We start from the raw sequence: 20943 nt of genomic DNA, 5'->3' as shown, positions 1-20943 counted from the left end.
GAGCGTTAACTTGGGGTTTTTATATTACATAAGGCCGATAAGTTTCATCCAAAGTGAGCCAATACCTAACCATACAACAAAGTAAAATATAGCTAATATAGCATTCATTGCCCACCAGCGATTTTGAGTTACATAGCCGGCAGAATAAAGAATAGGAGCAGGGCCACTACTATAGTGTGTTGTAGATGCCATTAAATTACCAAAGAAACCTAATATTAAAGCGCTGAATAATGGTGGCGCACCCGTTGCAATTGCAACGGCAAGTAAAGCAGAATACATGGCACTCACATGTGCTGTCGAACTTGCAAACAGATAGTGAGAGTAGAAGTAGAAGAGCACTAGTATGATGAGGACAATTGGCCAACTTAAGCCGCCTAAACTGCCTGATATACTTTTACTTAACCACGGTATAAAACCAAGTTCATTGAGTTGATTTGCCATCATAACTAAGATTGAGAACCAAACTAATGTATTCCAAGCACCTGTTTCTTTTAAGACGTCATTCCATGTCAGTACGCCTGTAATGAGTAAAAGAGATAACGCAATAAATGCAGTTAAGGTTGCATCAATATTTAAGAGGCTACCTAATACCCAAAGTATGAGTGCTATTAAAAAGATACCGATCATGAATTTTTCACTCTTAGATATTGTACCCATATCGTTTAACTCATTTTGAGCCCATGTTTTGGCATTTGGTGTTTCTTTAATTTCAGGTGGATATAACTTATAGATGATTAAAGGTACTAAAATTAAAGAAATAATTCCGGGGATGAGGGCGGCTAAGAACCAGTTCATCCAAGTAATATCGACACCTTGATGTTTTGCGAGTGATTGAGCTAATGGATTACCAGCCATCGCAGTTAAAAACATAGCAGCTGTAATTAAATTACCATGAAATTCTGTAAAAATAAGAAATGCTCCCATTTTACGTTGTGTACCGTCTTCAGGTTTAGAACCAAAAGAGCGAGAGAGCGCATTAATAATTGGGAACATAATCCCACCAGCACGAGCCGTGTTACTTGGGGTTGCAGGTGCTAAAATCAGATCAACACCTATCAGTGAATAGCCTAGACCTAAAGTCTTCTTGCCGAATAGTTTGACGAATTGCAATGCGATACGTCTCCCTAAGCCTGTTTTTACAAATCCTCTTGAGATAAAAAAAGCCATGGCAATTAGCCAAATACTACTGTTACCAAACCCAGCGACCGCAGTATCTATTTTGACCGTACTCGTAAGCACAGTGAGTGAGAAACCAATCATTGCGACTGCACCAATTGGTAAAGGTTGAGTAATACAACCAATAATCGTTGCAACGAATATAGCGAACATATGCCATGCTGTTGCATCTACGCCATCTGGTTTAAATGGGGTAAGAAACCAAATGATGAGCCCAACAACTACAGGGACAATGAACTTTTTATAATTAATATTACTATTCACAAATATTCACCTTTCTTTACTTTCAATTTTTAAAATATTAGGAACTAAGCTTGCATGCATAGCTACCCACTATCAATAAAAGAGAAAAGACTATTATGAATTTGAATGAAGTGATGTAATGCGTATGGATTCGTATATCTTATACCTTCAATAGTTCCATCTCATTTCTTAATTTTAATATATAATTTTCATAATAATTATAGTGTCAGCAAAACATATTGTAAAGGTGACATACACCTTAATATTATCAAAGGTAGGGACAGCAAATATTAGTTGTTTTATGCAAGGCTTTAACTGATTATAGAATACCATTAATAGGAAACATAAAGACATGTGAAGGATTGATTAAACTATCGTAATTTTTAAAAATAGATGATAACGTTTTCATATAGAGGAAGGCCTTCTAATCAAAATTTATTGTAACAATTTAAACCCAAAATGAATATGAGTAGGTGACAAGTGAATGGAAAGAAATTTAACTAAATTTCAAAAGTATGCATTTGGATTTGGTACAGTCGGCAAGGACGCTGTATTTAACATTGTAAGTTTATTTTTGATGTTTTATATGAGTGATATTTTAGGATTATCTCCAGCTTTTGCAGGGGTGTTATTTTTTGTTGCTAGGATTTGGGATGCTATTAATGATCCGGTGATGGGGATGATTGTAGATAATACACGTAATAAGCTAGGTAAATTTAAAACATGGCTTATTGTAGGAACATTGATTAATGCAGTAATCACGGTGTTATTATTTACCAATTTTGATATGTCTACCACTTCGATGTACGTATATATATCGATTGTATATATACTGTGGGGAATGACATATACAATTATGGATATTCCTTATTGGTCTTGGTTACCAAACTTAACAAGCAACCCCAGGGAAAGAGAAGAAATAGCTGTAGTTCCACGATTTTTTGCGAGCTTTGCAGCATTAATTATTGGTAGTTTTGGTCTATGGTTTATAGATGAATTAGGTGCTTTGTTTGATAGTGGTTCGAGGGAAACAGGTATCTTTATACTAGCTATTATTTGTAGTGTTATTTTTATTATAACTATAGGAATCACAGTCATTTTTGTTAAAGAAGATGTAGAAATTGAAAGGCAGAATGCTATTAAAGTTAATTTTAAAGATATATGGCGTATTTTATTTAAAAATAAAGAACTATTAGCGATTATTGGTGTAATTCTTGCATTTAACTTATGTGGTCAAATGATTAATGGCATTATTATTTACTATTTTAAATATGTAACAAACGCTGAAAGTTTATTCTCGCTATTTAATACATTAATTATTATGGAAATGGTAGCTTTGTTAGTCTTTCCATTTTTAGTGAAAAGGTTAGGACGTACCATAGTATTTAATAGTGCTATTTTAAGTGTTATTATGGGTCTCTTTGTCATATTAATTGCAGGATTTGTAGCACCCCAAGCGCCTTTATGGATTATTTTGGGAGGCGGTCTCATCAGATATGGTACTGGAACATTAGTAGGTGTAAATACTGTCGCATTAGCAGATGTTATAGATTATAGTGAAGTTAAATTTGGTCAACGCAATGAAAGTGTGATTACATCTACACAAACATTTTTAGTGAAGTTGGCACAAGCGGTAGCTGGCTTATGTGTAGGTCTTGGTCTTTCACTTGTAGGTTATATCCCAAACCAAGCTCAAACAGCAGGGACAATTTTAGGAATGAGAATTGAAATGATTGGTATACCGCTCATATTTATTATTGCTTGTGGTGTACTTTACCATAAGGCATTTAATTTAAAAGGCGATTTTTTAAGTGATATACAAAAAACGTTGTATTATAAGCGTAAAAATAAAGAAAAACAAACCGATATTTAGTCGTTGTATCATTGCGCATTAAACACCGTAACGTGCTCTATATGCTGTAGCACTTATTTTGAAATAGTGCTTAAATGACTTAGAAAAAACGAGCGGGTCTTTATAACCTACACTGTAAGCAATATAGCTAATAGGGTGTGAAGTTTGTATTAACAGTTGAGCAGCTTGATACATACGAAGATGTATCAAATATGTTTTAGGTGATACATTGAAATGCTTAATAAACATTTTATAAAGATAACTTCTACTCAAATTCGCTTTTTTAGCAACGTCATCAATAGTAATGTTTGAAGTGAAATTCTGGTTTATAAAATCTAATGCTACTTGAATATTTGTATGTAATTGTTGGTTATCTAGTATGTCTTGATTGGTCGGAAATGTTTCTTGTAAGCAATGTAACAACTCAAATAAGTATTGATTTAATAAGATATCTTGTGATTTTTTAATATCCATATTTGCGGATAAATCACATATTTTAGAAATAATTGAAAATAGTAGTGTTGTATCATAATTTTTCATTACAATATGCTCAGCTAAAGCTGAACGAGAAAAATAGGTATGTGCTTGTTTGCCACTTATACCTACCCAATAATAGCGCCAAGGCTTATTTATTGAAGGGTTATATTGAACTTTCATGCCTTTTTTTAAAACAAAAACATCGCCAGAACATAAATGATGCTTTACGCCATCATATATAAAATCACCTTCACCTTCTGAAACAATGTGAATTACAACAGGCCGAGTAACAATATAATCATATCCAATAATAGATGTGCCTATTTCAATACCGCATTCATCAACTTGGGCTTCATAATTAAATTTTTTGAATTTTTTCCATAATAAATGCATGAGGACACCCACTTTATAAAGATTAGTTTTAAATTATTATACCACATATATATTAAATAATATTTGAATATATTATTGGAAAAGATAAAAGTTAGGAGCGGATTTGTTTGAATTTTAAATTTCATACTGATATAGAAAAACAAAGTGTAAACGCATTACCGAAACATGCTTATTTTGTACCATATACTAATAAGACAGAAGCTTTTTCTAATCCGAAGCGGGAACATATGAATAGAGTAACGTTGCTCAATGGAACATGGAAATTTAGATATTTTGAGAGTTTAAATGAGTTTTTAAAGCAGCATGAATTATTAGAATTTGATGAAATTCCTGTACCAAGCGTTTGGAATTTACATGGATATGATCAATTACAGTATACAAATGTACAATATCCTATTCCATACGATCCTCCTTATGTACCTGAAAAGAATCCATGTGGTTTTTACCAAAAAGATTTTGATATAAAAAATTACGATGAAAAATTAGACTATCATTTAAACTTTGAAGGTGTAGCTGGTGCATATTATGTATGGGTAAATCACCAATTTGTAGGATACGGACAAATTGCACATGATATTAATGAATTTGATATTTCTTCATTTGTAAGAGCACAAAATAATAAAATTGAAGTATTAGTGTTCAAATATTCGGATGCCACTTATTTTGAGGATCAAGACATGTTTAGACATTCAGGTATTTTTAGAGATGTTTATGTGGTAGGGAGAAGTAAAAAACGTATTATTGATTTCAAAATAGAGACAAAATTAGGTGAGTATAAAGAAGCGACGATTGAAGTAGCGATTTTAAAGCAGAAACAAAACCCTGAAGTAACTTATCAATTATTAGATAATGAAGGCAATGTTATTGCTGTTGATAATGCAGCATTAGAAGGATTTTCAATCACTGTGCCAGAAGCGAAATTATGGAGTGCAGAGCGTCCCTATTTATATGAATTATTTGTAATAACAGCGGATGAAGTAATTAGCCAAAAAATCGGAATTAGGGAAGTTACTATTTCTAATAATAAATTATTAATCAATGACCAAGCGATTAAATTAAGAGGGGTCAATTACCATGATAGTGATCCTGAAACTGGATATTCAATAAGTGAAGAACGATTACTTGAGGATTTTAAACTTATGAAAGCAGGCAATTTTAATGCGATTCGTACAGCGCACTATCCGAAGTCCCCGTATTTTTATGAACTTGCGAATCAATATGGCTTTTACGTTATGAGCGAAGCAGACCTTGAAACACATGGTGTCGTATTACTATATGGTGAAGAGAATAACGAGGATTATAACCTCATTGCAGATGATAAACGATTTGAGAAACCCATTATAGAAAGAGTAGTATCATCGATCGTCCCATTGAAAAATTTCACTTCAATTATTTCATGGTCTATGGGCAATGAAGCTGGTTTTGGCTGTAACTTTGAGAGGGCGCTGGAACAAGCAAAGCAATTAGATACTACGAGACCATTACATTATGAAGGGGCGTTGTATGCTGAGGATCATCATGATTTATCACTGATTGATATGATTAGTAGAATGTATCCTTCTACCGATGAATTGGTACAACGCTATCTATCAAAAGAAGATTTAGATAAACCTATTGTTCTATGTGAGTATGCACATGCTATGGGAAATTCTCCTGGAGGTCTTAAAGAATATCATGAATTAATGGAGAATTATGATGCGTTTATAGGTGGTTTTGTATGGGAGTGGTGTGATCATGCAATCAAAACAACTATCCAAAATGGCGCATCGGTATATAGATATGGCGGCGATTTTGGAGAAAAGGTACATGATGGTAACTTTTGTGTAGATGGTATTGTGAACCCAGATAGAATGCCGCATGATAATTATTTTGAATTTCAACAAATACATCGTCCTATTATTTTAAAAGAACACAACGCTACTAATTATATTTTCGAAAATAGACTGGATTTTGTTGATGTATCTGAAATAATTAATATAATTTGTACAGTAACTCATCGAGACGGTGAAAAGGTTGTATTTGAGCTAGAGTTACCTGAATTTAAACCTCATACAATTATCGAAATGAATTTGAGTGAATATATTATGCTAGATACAGTCAGTGATGTTTCATTTGCTTATGTAGTTAAAAAGGATCAATTATTATTACAAAAAGATACCTATTTAGGTACCGATCAAGTTATTTATAAACGAAGAGATATAGCTGCTTTGAATAACAAGCAGCAAGAAAAGGTTTCTCTAATCAAGGACACATCACAAGAAGTCGTTGTTAAGTACCAGAATTGGTATTATGTTTTTGATAAACATTGTGGTGTGCTATCGAAAGTGGTGCACGAGCAGCATATTTTAGTCAATGATCCTATACAACTTACAGTATGGAGAGCACCGACAGACAATGATAGTCATGTCAAAGTTGAATGGAAAAAGATGAATTATGATTCATTACGTCCAAGAGTCTATGAGACATCTGTGAAGCAACATCATGATGGAAGCATTACGATTTGTTTCGACCTAGCACTTATAGAAGATCGTCGACCTAAAGTGATGACAGGGACACTAACATGGAGTGTTTTAAATCAAGGTGAAATATCAGTAGATTACAATATGAAGAAAGAGGCAAGAGCGCCATTTTTACCTAGATTCGGTATGACGTTTAAATTATCTGAGCAGTTTGAAGCATTAAAATATTATGGTTTCGGGCCATTCTGTAGTTATATTGATAAAAGAGAAGCAAGTTATTTAGATATGTTTGAAACAACCGTAACTCAGAATTTTGAACATCATATTATGCCTCAAGAAACAGGAAGTCACATTGATACAAGTTACATCGCATTAACTGATGGCCAGTATCAAGCAGAAGTGATAGCAGAAAAACCAATAAGTTTTAATGCAAAACATTATTCAGATTACCAATTAACGGTAGCTAATCATGATGATGAATTAACCGCAGAATCCTATACATTTTTAACTATTGATGAGGGACAAAGTGGTATTGGTACAAATAGCTGTGGGCCTAGACTACCAGAAAAGTATCAATTAAACCAATCACAATTTAAATTGAAATATAAAATACATTTTAACAAGCTTTAAAATTGAAACAATCATGTGATATTTAGGTAGCAGAAGTATGAGGTAATAAAAATTGTTATAAATTTAGAAGTAACTGAAAGATACATTACTTGTGTCTTTCAGTTTTTTGACGTTTATCTAATGTTAAATAGGTATATAGTTATAATGTAAATTTAGACAAAAAGAAAAATAATATAAAAGTGAACTTAATTTGTATATTATGAGTAATAAATGAAGCTTATTTTAATGCGTTACGCTCCAAATTTTGGTAGTATGTTTGCTTAATGCTTTTTTGAGTGATATCGTTCGTTGAATTGCATGATTGTAGACGTTTGATAATTAAATGAAATAGAGAGAGGGAGTATACGTGTCTTTACTAAATTTGCCACTAATGCTAGTCATTGTTATATTTTTAGCATTAGGTATTTTCAGCCAGTGGTTTGCTTCTAGAATCAAATGGCCATCTATTGTAGTTATGGCTATAGTAGGGTTGCTTGTGGGACCTGTGTTTGGCTTAATTAATCCACAAGAAAGTTTAGGAGAATCAGCGTTTAGTCCGTTAGTGTCTATAGCAGTTGCGATTATACTTTTTGAAGGTAGCAGTAATTTGGATTTTCGTGAGTTAAGAGGTATATCCAAAGCAGTGGTTCGCATTATTACAATTGGTGCAATTATCGCATGGATTTTAGGTGCAATTACGCTGCACTATGTGCTTGATTTTTCAATTGCAATTTCGTTGGTTTTGGGTGGACTGTTTTTAATAACTGGACCAACTGTGATTCAACCCTTATTAAAGCAGGCTAAAGTGCGCAAAAGTGTGGATTCAATATTAAGATGGGAAAGTATTATCCTAGATCCTATTGGACCGATGTTAGCGTTAGGTGCATTTTATGTCTTTCAAATTATAGAACAAGGCTTTAACTTACAAATTATTTTGAGTTTTGTCTTACGTTCATTCATTGCTGTCATTGTTGGATTTGCAGCATCTTATTTATTTATGTGGTTAATTAAACGTGATCTTATACCACAAAATTTAATGCCACCGATTCAATTGGTATTCATCCTACTGACTTTTGCGATTTGTGATGAATTCCTACCAGAATCAGGTTTATTAGCAGTTACAATATTTGGTTTAATGATGGCTCGAATGAAGCGACATGACCTCATATTTAAAGAATCAGATCACTTTATTGAAAATATGTCGACAATTATGGTTTCAACCGTATTTATATTGATTACTTCATCGTTGACCTTAGAAGTCTTGAAAAGTATCTTATCGTGGAAATTATTTATTTTTTGTGCAATTATGATTATTTTAGTTAGGCCTTTATCAATTTTGTTAGCTACAATTAATACTGAAATTTCAAAACGAGAACGAGCAATGGTATCAATGATGGCACCAAGAGGTATCGTTGTGCTAACAGTAGCTCAGTTCTTTGGTGGTTTGTTTGTAGAAAAGGGCACACCGATGGCTGAATATATTACTCCGGTTACTTTTGGCTTGGTATTTGTAACAGTGGTTATTTATGGTTTTAGTTTCTTGCCATTGAGTAAAGTTATGCGGCTTTCAAGTACAGAACCACCAGGCGTAATCATAGTAGGCGAAAGTGAATTTTCTTTTCATCTCGGTGCGAAGCTAAGAGCGCATCGAATACCAGTTATGACATTTAATTTATTTAATAATACATCACAACGTTCCAAAGATTTGGATTTCGAAGTATTTGAAGGTAACTTACTTTCAAGTAATGATCGTATTTATGCAGATATGACGCGTTATAATAAATGTTTACTTATGACGCAATCATTTGTCTTTAATAGTTTAGCCTTTAATGAACTTGTACCTGAATTCGGATTGAAAAATGTCGACATGATGCCAGTGTCATTCACTGATGAACACGCTCGTAGTAATGTCGATGGACCGATTAGAAACCATATTTTATTTGATAAAAATTTCACTTCACATTGGTTTAATCGTTTTATCGTTAATCATAATATATTAGAAATTCCAGTTTCAAATAAGCGACAATTAACTAAAAATGACATGATCTTATATCATATTAGCGATAATAAAGTTGTTACTTTTAAACGTAATAATAGTTTAATTGATGCTGATAATGGCACAATTGGCTATTTGAAAGATGCATATTTACATCAAAATATATAATGAAAACCCATTTGCGCTTAATTAAATTTTTGAGCAAATGGGTTTTAAATTTGTTTTATGTTTTAGGTATTTAGTTTACATAACGATCATGCATCAGTTCTTTGAGTATGTCTATTTTTTCCTGAATTTCTTGACCTGTATTAGTATCTCTTATTTTTTTTCGTTTCAATTCTTTATCAACAACACGACGAATAGATAATTCATCGGCACCGTTAAGTAATACATGTTTTTTTGAATTGAAATGTTGATGTGCTACGAGTTGCATACCAAATGAATTATAAAGTAGCGTGTAGCCGGCGATACCAGTTGTTGACTGGTATGCTTTAGAGAAACCACCATCAATCACAATCATTTTACCTTCAGCTTTAATGGGGTTTTCACCATCAATTTCTTTAACCGGTGTATGTCCATTAATGATATGGCCTTGATCTGGATCGAGTCCAAAGTCTTTAAGCATTTTTCTGCACATATTTACATCTTCACGTAAATGATAATATGGATTTTTGGTTTCTTTATGAGCTGATTTATCTTTTATGAAGTAACGTTCGAAAGTTGTCATAGCACGTTTACCAAATAATGAAGAATATTTCCCGGTCCATAAATACCATACAAGATCTGTTGCCAAATCATCCTCGATGTCTTTGTGATCAAAGGCGACTCTCACATAATCTTCGAAATGGTCTAATAGATCTCTACCATAATGTTTAACCCCATCAATAGTCATGGATTCCATCTCTCCATTTTCATCTACAGGAATACAGCCATGTATAAGCAAGTTTCCATTATAAGGCAAATACAGTTTTCCTTTTTGCATTAAAAATGTCATGTGACGTTTTAATTTTTCAGATTGTTGTACTGACAATAGTAGTTTGTCCATGACCTCAGCTTCTTCTTCAATTAATTTATTTGGGTCTTCAGGGTCAATTGTTTGGAAGCAAGTATTATCTAAAGTATATGTTTTTCCATAAAGCGTTGCTTCATTTTTTTCATAATCAATACTTTCTAATACTAAGCGTTCTTCCATTTCAAAAGTTGGACGACGCTTAATAATAGGTGCTTCTAGTTTGAACTGTATGATTGCGATAGCTTGATGTATCTTAGTAATTTGTTCTAATTCTGGATCTGTCAATGCTTCAGGATTTTTAGGTCTAAAAGCTAAATTTGAGCCATCATAATATTTTTCAGCAAGTGTTAATAAGGGACGTAAATTTATACCATAAGCATCTTCTATAATATCTAAATTATCATAGCGAGCACAGATACGTAGTAAATTAGCTAAGCAAACTTTACATCCTGCATAGGCACCTATCCATAAAACATCATGATTGCCCCATTGAATATCCACAGAAGGGTACGCAATCAGAGTTTCCATAATTTTGTCAGGTTCAGGGCCACGGTCATAAATATCTCCAACAACATGTAAGTGATTGACAACAAGGTGTTGAACAGTAAAGGACAGCCCAATAATTAAATCGTCAGATTGTTCAAGTTCGATGATTTGATTGATTAGTTTTTCATAATAAGATTGTTTGTTGTTATATTTATTACTTTTATAAAGGAGTTCTTCAATGATAAAAACATAATTTTTAGGTAAAGACTTTCGTAATTTTGTACGTGTATATTTTGAAGATGCATAAGTAATTAATTTAATTAAACGATTAATGGTTGTAATGTACCATTCATTCAATTCAGATTTAGAGTTAAAACTATTTTTGATTAATTTTAATTTTTCCTCGGGATAATAAACAAGTGCTGCAAATTCATTAATTTCTCTACGTGTGAGTGTATCTTGAAAGATGTCATTTATTTTGGAACGCACATTTCCAGAACCGTTGCGTAATACATGTTGGAATGCATGAAATTCTCCATGTAAATCACTAACGAAATGTTCCGTACCCTTTGGAAGCTCTAGTATAGATTCAAGGTTAATGATTTCTGTAGCTAACTCTTCTTTATTGTTAAATTGTTCAGATAAGAGATCTAAGTATCTCCCCTTCACGCTTTTGTCTGTTGGTTTACGCATTATTTAGGTCACTCCAGTTGTAATATTTTCATTTATATGGTCTACACGTCTGAGTAAAACGCTTCCATTTATATCGTATATTGTAGCACTAATTTTGACTGCTTTGTCTATTTCTTATTATATTATGAATTTTAATTAAATTCTAAAATATGGCTTGTTGTATAACATAAATTAATTGAAAGTTAGGGGGATAGTAGTTAAAACAACTGTAAAGATTATGATTTTAAGGTGTTAATAAGGGAAAAAGAAATTATGTTACTCAAATATATAAAAATGGTTATTTGTATAAACATTGTAGAAAACATTCATTTTAATGAATGTTAATATGTGTTTTATTACTAATTGAAAAACTAAATATACTATTGGTTATGTAACTTATAAAACCCTTTTAAATGTTGATATATAGCTAAAAAGTGCGTTTTGTCGTAATTGAATATAGAATTAATTTATAAAAAGCCCTTTAAAAATCTCTATACTTTTGTATAATGAATGCATGTAACAAAATTATTTATAGGGGAGTTATTTCATGTTTACATTGGGGGCAACATTGTCGAGCCAAGTTAATCCAAATTGGCAGACATATATTATGCTTAGTGCTTACTTCCTAGTGTTATTGATTATTGGGTATTATGGATATAAACAATCAACAGGGAATTTAAGCGAGTATATGTTAGGTGGTAGAAATATTGGTCCATATGTAACAGCGTTATCTGCAGGTGCATCTGACATGAGTGGGTGGATGGTAATGGGATTGCCAGGCGAAGTGTATACAACTGGTTTATCAGCAGCATGGCTAGCAATTGGTTTAACAATTGGCGCATACATAAACTATATCGTGGTAGCACCACGTCTTCGTGTATATACAGAGAAGGCTGGAGATGCAATTACATTGCCAGATTTTTTTAAGAATCGTTTAGATGATCAATCAAATGTGATTAAGATTATTTCCGGTGCAATTATAGTAGTGTTTTTTACGCTTTATACTCACTCGGGAATGGTATCTGGAGGTAAGTTATTCGATAGTGCATTTGGATTAAATTATCATTTTGGATTAGTTTTAGTAGCTGCAATCGTTATTGCATATACATTTTTCGGTGGCTATTTAGCCGTGTCTATAACAGATTTTTTTCAAGGGGTAATCATGTTAATTGCCATGGTAATGGTACCGATAGTTGCAATGATGCAATTGAGTGGTCTTGATACATTATCACAAGCAGCAGCGTTAAAACCTACAAACCTAGATTTATTTAGAGGGACTACAGTGATAGGTATTATTTCGTTCTTTGCTTGGGGCCTAGGTTATTTTGGGCAACCTCATATTATTGTTCGTTTTATGTCTATTAAATCAGTCGCACAACTTAAAACAGCCAGACGTTTTGGGATAGGGTGGATGATAATTAGCTTATTAGGTGCAGTAGGTGTTGGATTAGTAGGAATTACATTTGTCAATGAAGGCGGTGTAACGCTAGAAGATCCAGAAACATTATTTATTTTAATGGGACAAATATTATTTCATCCTTTAGTTGGTGGATTCTTATTAGCTGCAATTTTAGCTGCAATTATGAGTACGATTTCTTCACAACTATTAGTAACATCAAGTTCTTTAACTGAAGATTTCTACAAACTGTTTCGTGGAGAAGCGGCAGCTAAGGCACATGAAAAAGAATTTGTACTTGTTGGACGTTTATCTGTTATCGTTGTAGCCATCATTTCAATTATAATTGCTTGGTCTCCAAACGATACAATTTTAAATCTTGTAGGTAATGCCTGGGCAGGTTTTGGTGCAGCATTTGGACCACTTGTTCTATTGTCATTATATTGGAAAGGATTAAGTCGAACTGGTGCAGTAAGTGGGATGTTAGCTGGTGCAATCGTAGTTGTATTATGGATTGTATATGTTAAACCACTAGGAGAGGTAAATGATTTCTTCAATTTATATGAAATTATACCTGGGTTCTTAACGAGTTTGATAGTAACAGTTGTTATTAGTAAGTTTACTAAGAAGCCTCAAATTGATGTTGAATCGGATTTAGAGGAAGTACGACAACTTGTTAAAGGTGACATTAAGAACTAACAATTATAATTTATTTAGGGGTTAAATTATGATTGATAATTAAACAAAGTACTAGACTTAGCACTTCTTTGATTTGTATTACTTAATATCAATTGTCTAGATGAAAAAGGGAGAAATATAGAGAACGTGAAAGACTAACTTCAAAGGGGGAGTTAGTCTTTTTTTACATCAAAAAAGGACTACGCTTACGTAGCCCTTAATAGTAAGAAATTACTGTGCACGATTTTTTTTGAATAAATAATAAAAAATATAAATGATTGCTAAAAAAATAATTGCGTACATAATATAAGAGTATGTATGTAATCCGTTCATTAATACATCCCAACTGCCACTTAGCACACTACCTAAATAAATTAAAGCGAAATTCCAAATTGTCGTACCAATTAATGATAATATGACAAAAATAAAAATGTTCATTCTATTAATCCCAGCAGGAATAGTAATAAGTACCCGTAATACAGGGATAAATCGACATATAAATACTGCGATTGGACCATAATGTTTAAACCAGTTATTCGCGCGTTCTACGTCTTTGCCTCTGAGCTTAATCCATTTTCCATATTTATCCACAAAACGGTATAAACGTTTTTCTGAAACGAGTCTACTGATATAGTAGAGTACAATTAATCCTATAAGAGAAGCGAATGTAGATATGATAAACAGCGTGCCGATGGATAAGTCAGATTTAACAGACATTAAGCCAGCAAAGGTTAATATAATTTCAGAGGGTATAAAAGGTAGTATATTTTCTAATAATATTAGTATCGCAATGGCTGCATAGCCCCATGTGCTGATAAAATTAGTAAGTATTTGTTCCATAATTATGAAATGAGCTCCTTTGAAAATGAACGTATTATTATTGCTTTTTAAGCATTTGCATTCATTATAGTCCAATTTAGAGAATTGTGCAGAAAAAGTTACTACTACTTTAGTATGAATTCATTCTAAAAAGGTAAGATTTATTTTTTAAGATAAGTTTAAATAAATTCCTTTTATAAGAGTAATATGTAAAAAAAAGATTGTAAGCGATTACACGATGTGGTAATATCTAGGAAACACAATAGGTCATATGATGACTAGTAACTTTAAGGGAGAAAGTGTGGAGAGAATATGGAACAAAAAAGATCAAATGTCAGATGGTATTTTGCGATTGCATTTTTTATTATTGGGGTTATTGCTTATATGGATCGTTCTAATATATCTATTATTGCTGGACCAATGATGGAAGATTTACATTTAACTAAGACACAGTTCGGTTTGTTAGCATCATTTTTCTCATTAGGATATGCATTAATGCAAGTTCCTTCAGGATTTTTAGCAGAAAAATTTGGTTCTAAAAAAATGCTTACCATTGCACTTGTATGGTGGAGTGCATTTACGATTTTGACGGGCGTTGTTAAAAACCATGGTCTGTTATATGCAGTACGTTTCCTATTTGGTATAGGGGAAGCACCAATGTATCCTTCGAATGCAGTATTCAATTCATTTTGGTTTGCAAAAGGGGAAAAGGGACGTGCATCTAGTGTTTTATTAGCAGGTTCCTATTTTGGACCGGTTATTGCACCGGTAGTTACAATCGCTATCGTGAATATGTTTGGTTGGCAAGCAGTGTTTTATATCTTTGGTGTCATTGGGTTATTGATTTCAGTATTATGGGTTATTATTTCTAAAGATTTACCAGAGCAACATAAAATGGTTAATGAAGCTGAAAGACAGTATATATTGGAAAATCGTGATGTTATTAAAACTGAAAAAGCAAATGCGCCTTGGAATTTATTTTTAAAAAGATTCAGTTTTTATGCACTTGCAGCACAATATTTTGTAGTACAATTTGTTGTTTCATTATTTTTAATTTGGTTACCAACTTACCTAACAGAACAGTATCATGTTAAATTAAGTGATCCTGATATGGCTTGGGCAGCTGGAGCACCATGGATAGCGATGTTTATTTTGATTCTCCTTGGTGGAGCGATTTCAGACAAACTTTTACAAAGTGGAAAATCTCGCTTTGTTGCACGTGCTTCTATAGCAATTATTGGGTTTTTAGTCTTTTGTATTTCACTCTTTATGTCTATACAAACAGATAGTCTTGTAGTTAATGTTTTCTGGTTATCGCTATGTTTAGGTGGTATTGGAATTGCCACAGGAATGAGCTGGGCAGCAGCAACTGATTTAGGGCGTAATTTCTCTGGTTCAGTTTCAGGTTGGATGAACTTATGGGGAAATATTGGTGCGTTATTAAGTCCATTATTAGCAGGTATGATGGTAGATATCGTTGGCTGGACTGTCACATTAGAGCTTGTCATTATCCCAGTTATATTTGCAATCATTATGTGGTTCTTTGTACAACCTGATAAACCGCTCTTAATTGAAAAAGAAGATCTATAAAGTTTACATTATTTGTGTTTTGGTTATTATTAAGTATAATTGTTATACTTAGGAGGGAAAATATATGATTACAATTAATGCAATAATGAAAGTAGATCCATCAAAGCGTGAAGATTATTTAGAATTAGTGAAACCTTTAGTTGAAGGTGCTAGTAAAGAAGAAGGTTCATTATTTTATAAACAATTTGAACAAACTGACGAACCAAATACATTTGCGTTTATCGAGCAATATAAAGATGAAGAAGCGGTAGAAGCTCACAATAATTCGGAGCATTTCCAACAATTTTTCAAAGAAGTAAGTCAATATCTTACTGAAAAGCCTGCTATAACTGTTTCTCAAAGCAAATAAAATTTGTGGAATAATATGAGATAAAACCTAAACTTACCTAATAGGGTATAAGTTTAGGTTTTATTTTTTAGAAAGTGAGAAATAATAACTATAACAGCGTATAAATTTAAACGTCTATAGTCATATTAATCGATTAATATAAAGCGGAATTTGTTTTGATAAGGGGGAGAAATAATCATGTTATATCAACACGGTACACTAGGCTTATTAATGGCTGGTTTATTAGATGGTACTGCATCAATCAATGAAGTATTAGAACATGGCAATCTAGGTATTGGGACGTTAACAGGTTCAGATGGGGAAGTCATTATATTAGATGGCGTGGCTTATCATGCCAATGAATTTGGTGATTTTAAACAATTAGATGGTCATGAGATGACGCCTTATGCTACAGTGACACCATTTCAACCTAATAATCATTTTGAAATACGTAATATTACAGATTCAGAAGCTGTTTTGAATGAAGTTCAGTGTAAAGCTGGAAGTAACAGTGTATTTATAGCGATTAAAATCACAGGTGAATTTGAGTTTATGCACGTTAGAATGATGCCAAAACAAGAAAAACCTTATACAAAACTTATAGAGTCAGCTAAAAGACAACCAGAATTTCAATATGAACACGTAAGGGGCAGCATTGTAGGGTTTTATACACCACAACTGTTCCATGGCATAGCTGCAAGTGGATTTCATTTACATTTTATTGATGAAGCTAGAACGTTAGGTGGTCATGTATTAAACTTTGAAGTTAACAAAGGATTAGTAGAATTAAGTAATATTGAGACATTAGAGCAACATTTTCCTACTAATGACAAAACTTTTTTAGAATCAGACATTGATTATTCGACTGTGAATGAAGATATAAAAGAAACAGAATAACTATTTGGATAAAGCACTGGTATGACAGAAAACATATTCTTATATGAGAATGACAATTATAAAATTTATATAAAGCCTGTAGATGATTAAAAAATTAGTGTTAAAATAGTAGAGTATTGTTTGGATTTTGAACATGTGCATCATTTTAATATTGTAATGTATTAGATAATAAATGATATAGCACTTCAGTAATTAAATGACATATGTTTATGCCAAAATACGTTATTGCTAAATAACGTATTTTTGTATGCAATTTTTTCTATAGTATATTTAAAAACATAGAAAGTAAAAGATAAATTAATAAAGGAGATGCTTTCCAACTTTGATTAAATATTTAAAATCACTGATACGTTTTAATACAATGAAAATTGACGTCGCTAAAGGTTTCAGGCAAGGTATATTAATGCTTATTCCACTCATAATTGGTTACTTAACCAATCATTTTTCTACAGGGTTATTAATTGCCACTGGTACGTTAGCGCATATATATGTATTTGGTGGACCAGCGCAATCTAAACTTCGTGTTGTTTTCTTTTCAACGGTAGGATTATCGATAGCGATGATGTTAGGATCGCTCACTGTAAATCAACCTATATTATTTGGTATCTTATTACTGGTTATTACAATTATTCCGCATTACATATTCAGTTCTCTAAATATTGTAGGGCCTTCATCAATCTTTTTTATCGTGGCATTTAGTTTGCCTACAAATTTACCTTTCGCTCCAGAGGATGCTTTGTATAGAGGGATGGCCATGTTTGCAGGAGGATTACTAGCCACATTAATGGTTATTATTGTTATACTATTTTCTAAAGAATCTGCAGAAATGAAAGCTGTTAAAAGTGATTATAATATCATTAAACAGTTGATATATAATTTTGACGATCCTAAAGCATTTGCAAAAGCTTCACAGTTTGCAGTGAGTGCATTTAGAAACTCTGATAATCAATTAATCACTTCTAGCACGTTTAAATCGAAAGCTTCTCCTGAATTTCAACGCTTATTGCTATTACATAATACAGCTCAGGGTATTCATTCAGAATTATTAGAGTTGAATGAGAAACAAATACGCCCTTTACCGAAAGAAATTAAACAGATGGCAGATTTTGTCATTAAAATGGTGTTTTCAGAAGGTAATATTAAGACACAATGGACTCAAAAAGTAGAAATAGATTCCCAGTATCAAAATTTAGTTGATAATATATTTAAAGTTGATGCTATTATAAATGCTGATAATGAACGTGTAGAACATGAGGTGAATGTCCGCATGCCAGTATATGGACACCGCATGTTATCTAATCTAACTTTGGATTCCTTTGTCTTTAGAAATATTTTGAAGTATGCAATTATTATGGGAATTTCAATTTTTATTGCATTAATGTTTGATTTTGATAAAGCATATTGGATTCCTTTGAGTACACATACGGTGTTGGTAGGTGCCACTACTTTACATAGCTTTGAACGAGCAGGGGCAAGATGTATAGGAACAATCATTGGTGTGCTCGTGCTGTCATTAATATTGTTAACAACGCCTCCAATACTGGTTGCTATTATTTTGTTAGCTGCGTCAGCGGCAATAACAGAGATGTTTGTAGGTGCTAATTATTCTTTTGCGGTTATTTTTATCACAATCCAAGTTATTTTGTTAAATGGCTTAGCGTCTAATCATTTATCTATTGTCATCGCCTTACCACGAATTACTGATGTGATAGTAGGCATTGTGATTGCAGTGGTTTGTTTACTCTTTATTGGACGAAAAACAGCGTCATCAATGTTACCGGGGTCGCTTGCAGATGTTGCTAGAAATGAAGCAGTGTTGTTCCATTATCTATTCTCAAGTAATAAATACTCATCTATAAAACAAGATAAACGCGAATTATTAAACCTCAGTGTTAAACTCAATAATATGATACAAATATATAATAATGCGAACGGCGAACTTTTTAGTAATAAAAGTGAGATTCAATATTATTATCCAAGTATTTACGCATTAGAAGAGTTGAGCTTTATGTTCAATAGGGCATTGAATAACGAACAAAGATATCATATTAACGACGAAAAAATGGGACAATATTTACTTGTTTTTGAAAATATAGCGAAACATTTTGAAAGAGGTACAAATATCCAAATTCAAAATCTACCAGAATTACCACAATATATTAATATACGGACATCATTAACGAATATTCAAAGTAATTGTATGAATGCTAGATAAAATGCTTCGTTATCACAGTTTTAACAGGATAAGTCAATTCACGATTATTGCTTCGTGGTTTGGCTTATTTTTGTTGTGATAAAAATGATTTTATATAAATTGCTGAGTACACGCGCAGTCTACGGTTTGTGTAACGGAAGTATGAGTGATGGCTATTAAAAATAATTATTTAAACAGAAATATAGCTATGAAATATTAAAAAAATATAGATATATGCAATTTTACTCACTGTTTATTTTAATTTATAAGAGGTAAACACTATATAAAGAAAATAAAAGTATAGGAGGTTTTTTGTGATGCCTTGGACTATGGATGACTTTCCACAAAGTTGGAAAAATATGGATAAGTTGGAGCGCAAAAAAGCGATTGATATTGGTAATGCAATGCTAAAAGATGGTTATAAAGAAGAGAATGCTATTCCTATCGCTACTAAACAAGCTGAATCTTGGTATAAAGATGCTTCTGAAAAAGATTTAGAGCAATTAAAAAATAAAAAAATAACTAAGCATGACGCGGATGATTCGTCTAATCCACAATTGAATGAAAAAGATGTAGATGTTTATTTTGAAGACGACGTATGGAAAATTAAATCTGATAGTGCTAAGCAAGCATCTGATAGTTTTGAGAGGAAGGCAGATGCGATGAAACGTGCCAGAAATATTGCCGATAATAGAAATACAGAAATTATTGAGCATAAAAAAGACGAATAAATCATTATATTTTTATCTTAAATTGATAGGTGGATGCTTTTGTCATAAATTATGAAAACATATGCGATATTTAATGTTAATATTACGTGAAACGTTTTATAAACAGTAACGATGGACGTTTTCTTATGATTTGAAATATAAAATTACATTAGATAAAATGTTTTTCAATGAGTAAACACTTTGGAGGTCCAACATATGTACGTAGAGAGAAAGCCTTCATTAAACATAGAAGATTTGAAGGCGGAACTAAAAGAAAGTATAGGCCAATTTAGTAGTGATGAATCAGCATTCGATATGTTGATTGGATTTGTTGCACTTGAGCAATTATATTCTTCAGCACTAAAAGAAATAAGTACTAAATTAGATATATTAGATGATAATTTCCAACAAATGTACAAACATAATCCAATTCACCATATGGAACGTCGTGTTAAAACAATGAGAAGTTTAATTAATAAGTTAAATCGTAAAGGTTATGATATTAGTACTGATGCAGCTAAAGCGCATATCTTAGATATTGCAGGTATCAGAGTAGTTTGCAATTATATCGATGATATATACGTGATTGAATCATTATTACTTAAACAAGAGAATGTAAAATTACTGAAACGTAAAGATTATATTGAAAATCCTAAAGATAATGGTTATCGAAGTCTGCATATTGTTGTTTCTGTCCATGTATTTTTAGCAAATTCAGTTGAAACAGTGCCGGTAGAAATTCAAATTAGAACTATAGGCATGGATATGTGGGCAAGTTTAGAACATAAAATACGGTACAAAAATAATGCTGACACTGAATGTTATAGATCAGCATTAAAAACATGTGCGGGAGAAATTTCTACTGTTGAAAGTAAAATGCAGAATATACGCTCAGAAGTGTTCGATAATTAAATAAACAAAGTTGAAACGCATTGTGACTTGAATTAACGAGTATT

The 20943-nt window shown here is 32.3% G+C and carries 14 protein-coding genes; 10 read left to right on the top strand and 4 right to left on the bottom strand.

Features of this window, described 5'->3' with window-relative positions:
• Window positions 1-24 precede the first annotated feature (24 nt).
• Window positions 25-1440, bottom strand: a complete 1416-nt coding sequence (locus BK821_RS01505; RefSeq protein ID WP_071331027.1) for an anion permease — start codon at window positions 1438-1440, stop codon at window positions 25-27.
• A 463-nt stretch (window positions 1441-1903) separates the two neighbouring features.
• On the opposite strand from BK821_RS01505, the gene melB reads away from it, so the two are divergent.
• Window positions 1904-3292: a melibiose:sodium transporter MelB gene (gene melB / locus BK821_RS01500; protein ID WP_071331026.1), complete on the top strand. Its 1389-nt coding sequence runs from the start codon at window positions 1904-1906 to the stop codon at window positions 3290-3292.
• 18 nt (window positions 3293-3310) lie between these two features.
• Here the strand turns inward: melB and BK821_RS01495 are convergent, their stop codons facing one another.
• Window positions 3311-4141, bottom strand: coding sequence for an AraC family transcriptional regulator (locus tag BK821_RS01495; protein WP_071331025.1), 831 nt, complete (start codon window positions 4139-4141; stop codon window positions 3311-3313).
• A 107-nt stretch (window positions 4142-4248) separates the two neighbouring features.
• Between BK821_RS01495 and BK821_RS01490 the strand changes: the two genes are divergently transcribed.
• Both BK821_RS01490 and BK821_RS01485 read left to right on the top strand, forming a co-directional pair.
• On the top strand, window positions 4249-7230 hold the full coding sequence (locus tag BK821_RS01490) for a glycoside hydrolase family 2 TIM barrel-domain containing protein (protein ID WP_071331024.1): 2982 nt from the start codon (window positions 4249-4251) through the stop codon (window positions 7228-7230).
• Window positions 7231-7600: 370 nt separating this feature from the next.
• The gene (locus BK821_RS01485; RefSeq protein WP_063410256.1) at window positions 7601-9373 is read left to right on the top strand and encodes a cation:proton antiporter; all 1773 of its coding nucleotides are present in this window, start codon (window positions 7601-7603) and stop codon (window positions 9371-9373) included.
• A gap of 70 nt (window positions 9374-9443) precedes the next feature.
• On the opposite strand, the gene BK821_RS01480 is transcribed toward BK821_RS01485, so the two are convergent.
• Entirely contained in the window at window positions 9444-11396 is a 1953-nt protein-coding gene (locus tag BK821_RS01480; RefSeq protein ID WP_071331023.1) for a fructose-bisphosphatase class III, read from the bottom strand.
• Between the two features lie 526 nt (window positions 11397-11922).
• Between BK821_RS01480 and putP the strand changes: the two genes are divergently transcribed.
• Window positions 11923-13470, top strand: coding sequence for a sodium/proline symporter PutP (gene putP / locus BK821_RS01475; protein WP_046835893.1), 1548 nt, complete (start codon window positions 11923-11925; stop codon window positions 13468-13470).
• Window positions 13471-13680: 210 nt separating this feature from the next.
• Here putP and uptA read toward each other — a convergent pair whose 3' ends face one another.
• A complete protein-coding gene (uptA, locus tag BK821_RS01470) occupies window positions 13681-14289 on the bottom strand; it encodes an undecaprenyl phosphate transporter UptA (protein ID WP_046835892.1) in 609 nt (202 codons plus the stop codon).
• Between the two features lie 291 nt (window positions 14290-14580).
• On the opposite strand from uptA, the gene BK821_RS01465 reads away from it, so the two are divergent.
• The 6 genes from BK821_RS01465 to BK821_RS01440 all read left to right on the top strand — a co-directional run bounded on the left by BK821_RS01465 (window position 14581) and on the right by BK821_RS01440 (window position 20899).
• Window positions 14581-15858: a pyruvate MFS transporter gene (locus tag BK821_RS01465; protein WP_046835891.1), complete on the top strand. Its 1278-nt coding sequence runs from the start codon at window positions 14581-14583 to the stop codon at window positions 15856-15858.
• Window positions 15859-15922: 64 nt separating this feature from the next.
• Window positions 15923-16207 (top strand): putative quinol monooxygenase, encoded by a 285-nt coding sequence (locus BK821_RS01460; protein ID WP_046835890.1) that lies wholly within the window; start codon window positions 15923-15925, stop codon window positions 16205-16207.
• A 177-nt stretch (window positions 16208-16384) separates the two neighbouring features.
• Window positions 16385-17083, top strand: coding sequence for an acetolactate decarboxylase (budA, locus tag BK821_RS01455; RefSeq protein ID WP_046835889.1), 699 nt, complete (start codon window positions 16385-16387; stop codon window positions 17081-17083).
• A 322-nt stretch (window positions 17084-17405) separates the two neighbouring features.
• Complete coding sequence (locus tag BK821_RS01450; RefSeq protein WP_103356915.1) at window positions 17406-19298, top strand: FUSC family protein; 1893 nt, start codon at window positions 17406-17408, stop codon at window positions 19296-19298.
• 296 nt (window positions 19299-19594) lie between these two features.
• Window positions 19595-20008 carry a DUF2188 domain-containing protein gene (locus tag BK821_RS01445; RefSeq protein WP_071331022.1) on the top strand — a complete coding sequence of 138 codons (414 nt, stop codon included), beginning with the start codon at window positions 19595-19597 and terminating at the stop codon, window positions 20006-20008.
• 195 nt (window positions 20009-20203) lie between these two features.
• Window positions 20204-20899, top strand: coding sequence for a GTP pyrophosphokinase (locus tag BK821_RS01440; RefSeq protein WP_046835887.1), 696 nt, complete (start codon window positions 20204-20206; stop codon window positions 20897-20899).
• Window positions 20900-20943 lie beyond the last annotated feature (44 nt).

Source organism: Staphylococcus sp. LCT-H4 (assembly GCF_001866145.1).
Taxonomy (GTDB): Bacteria; Bacillota; Bacilli; order Staphylococcales; family Staphylococcaceae; genus Staphylococcus; species Staphylococcus succinus.
This window is presented reverse-complemented; position numbering and strand designations above follow the sequence as displayed.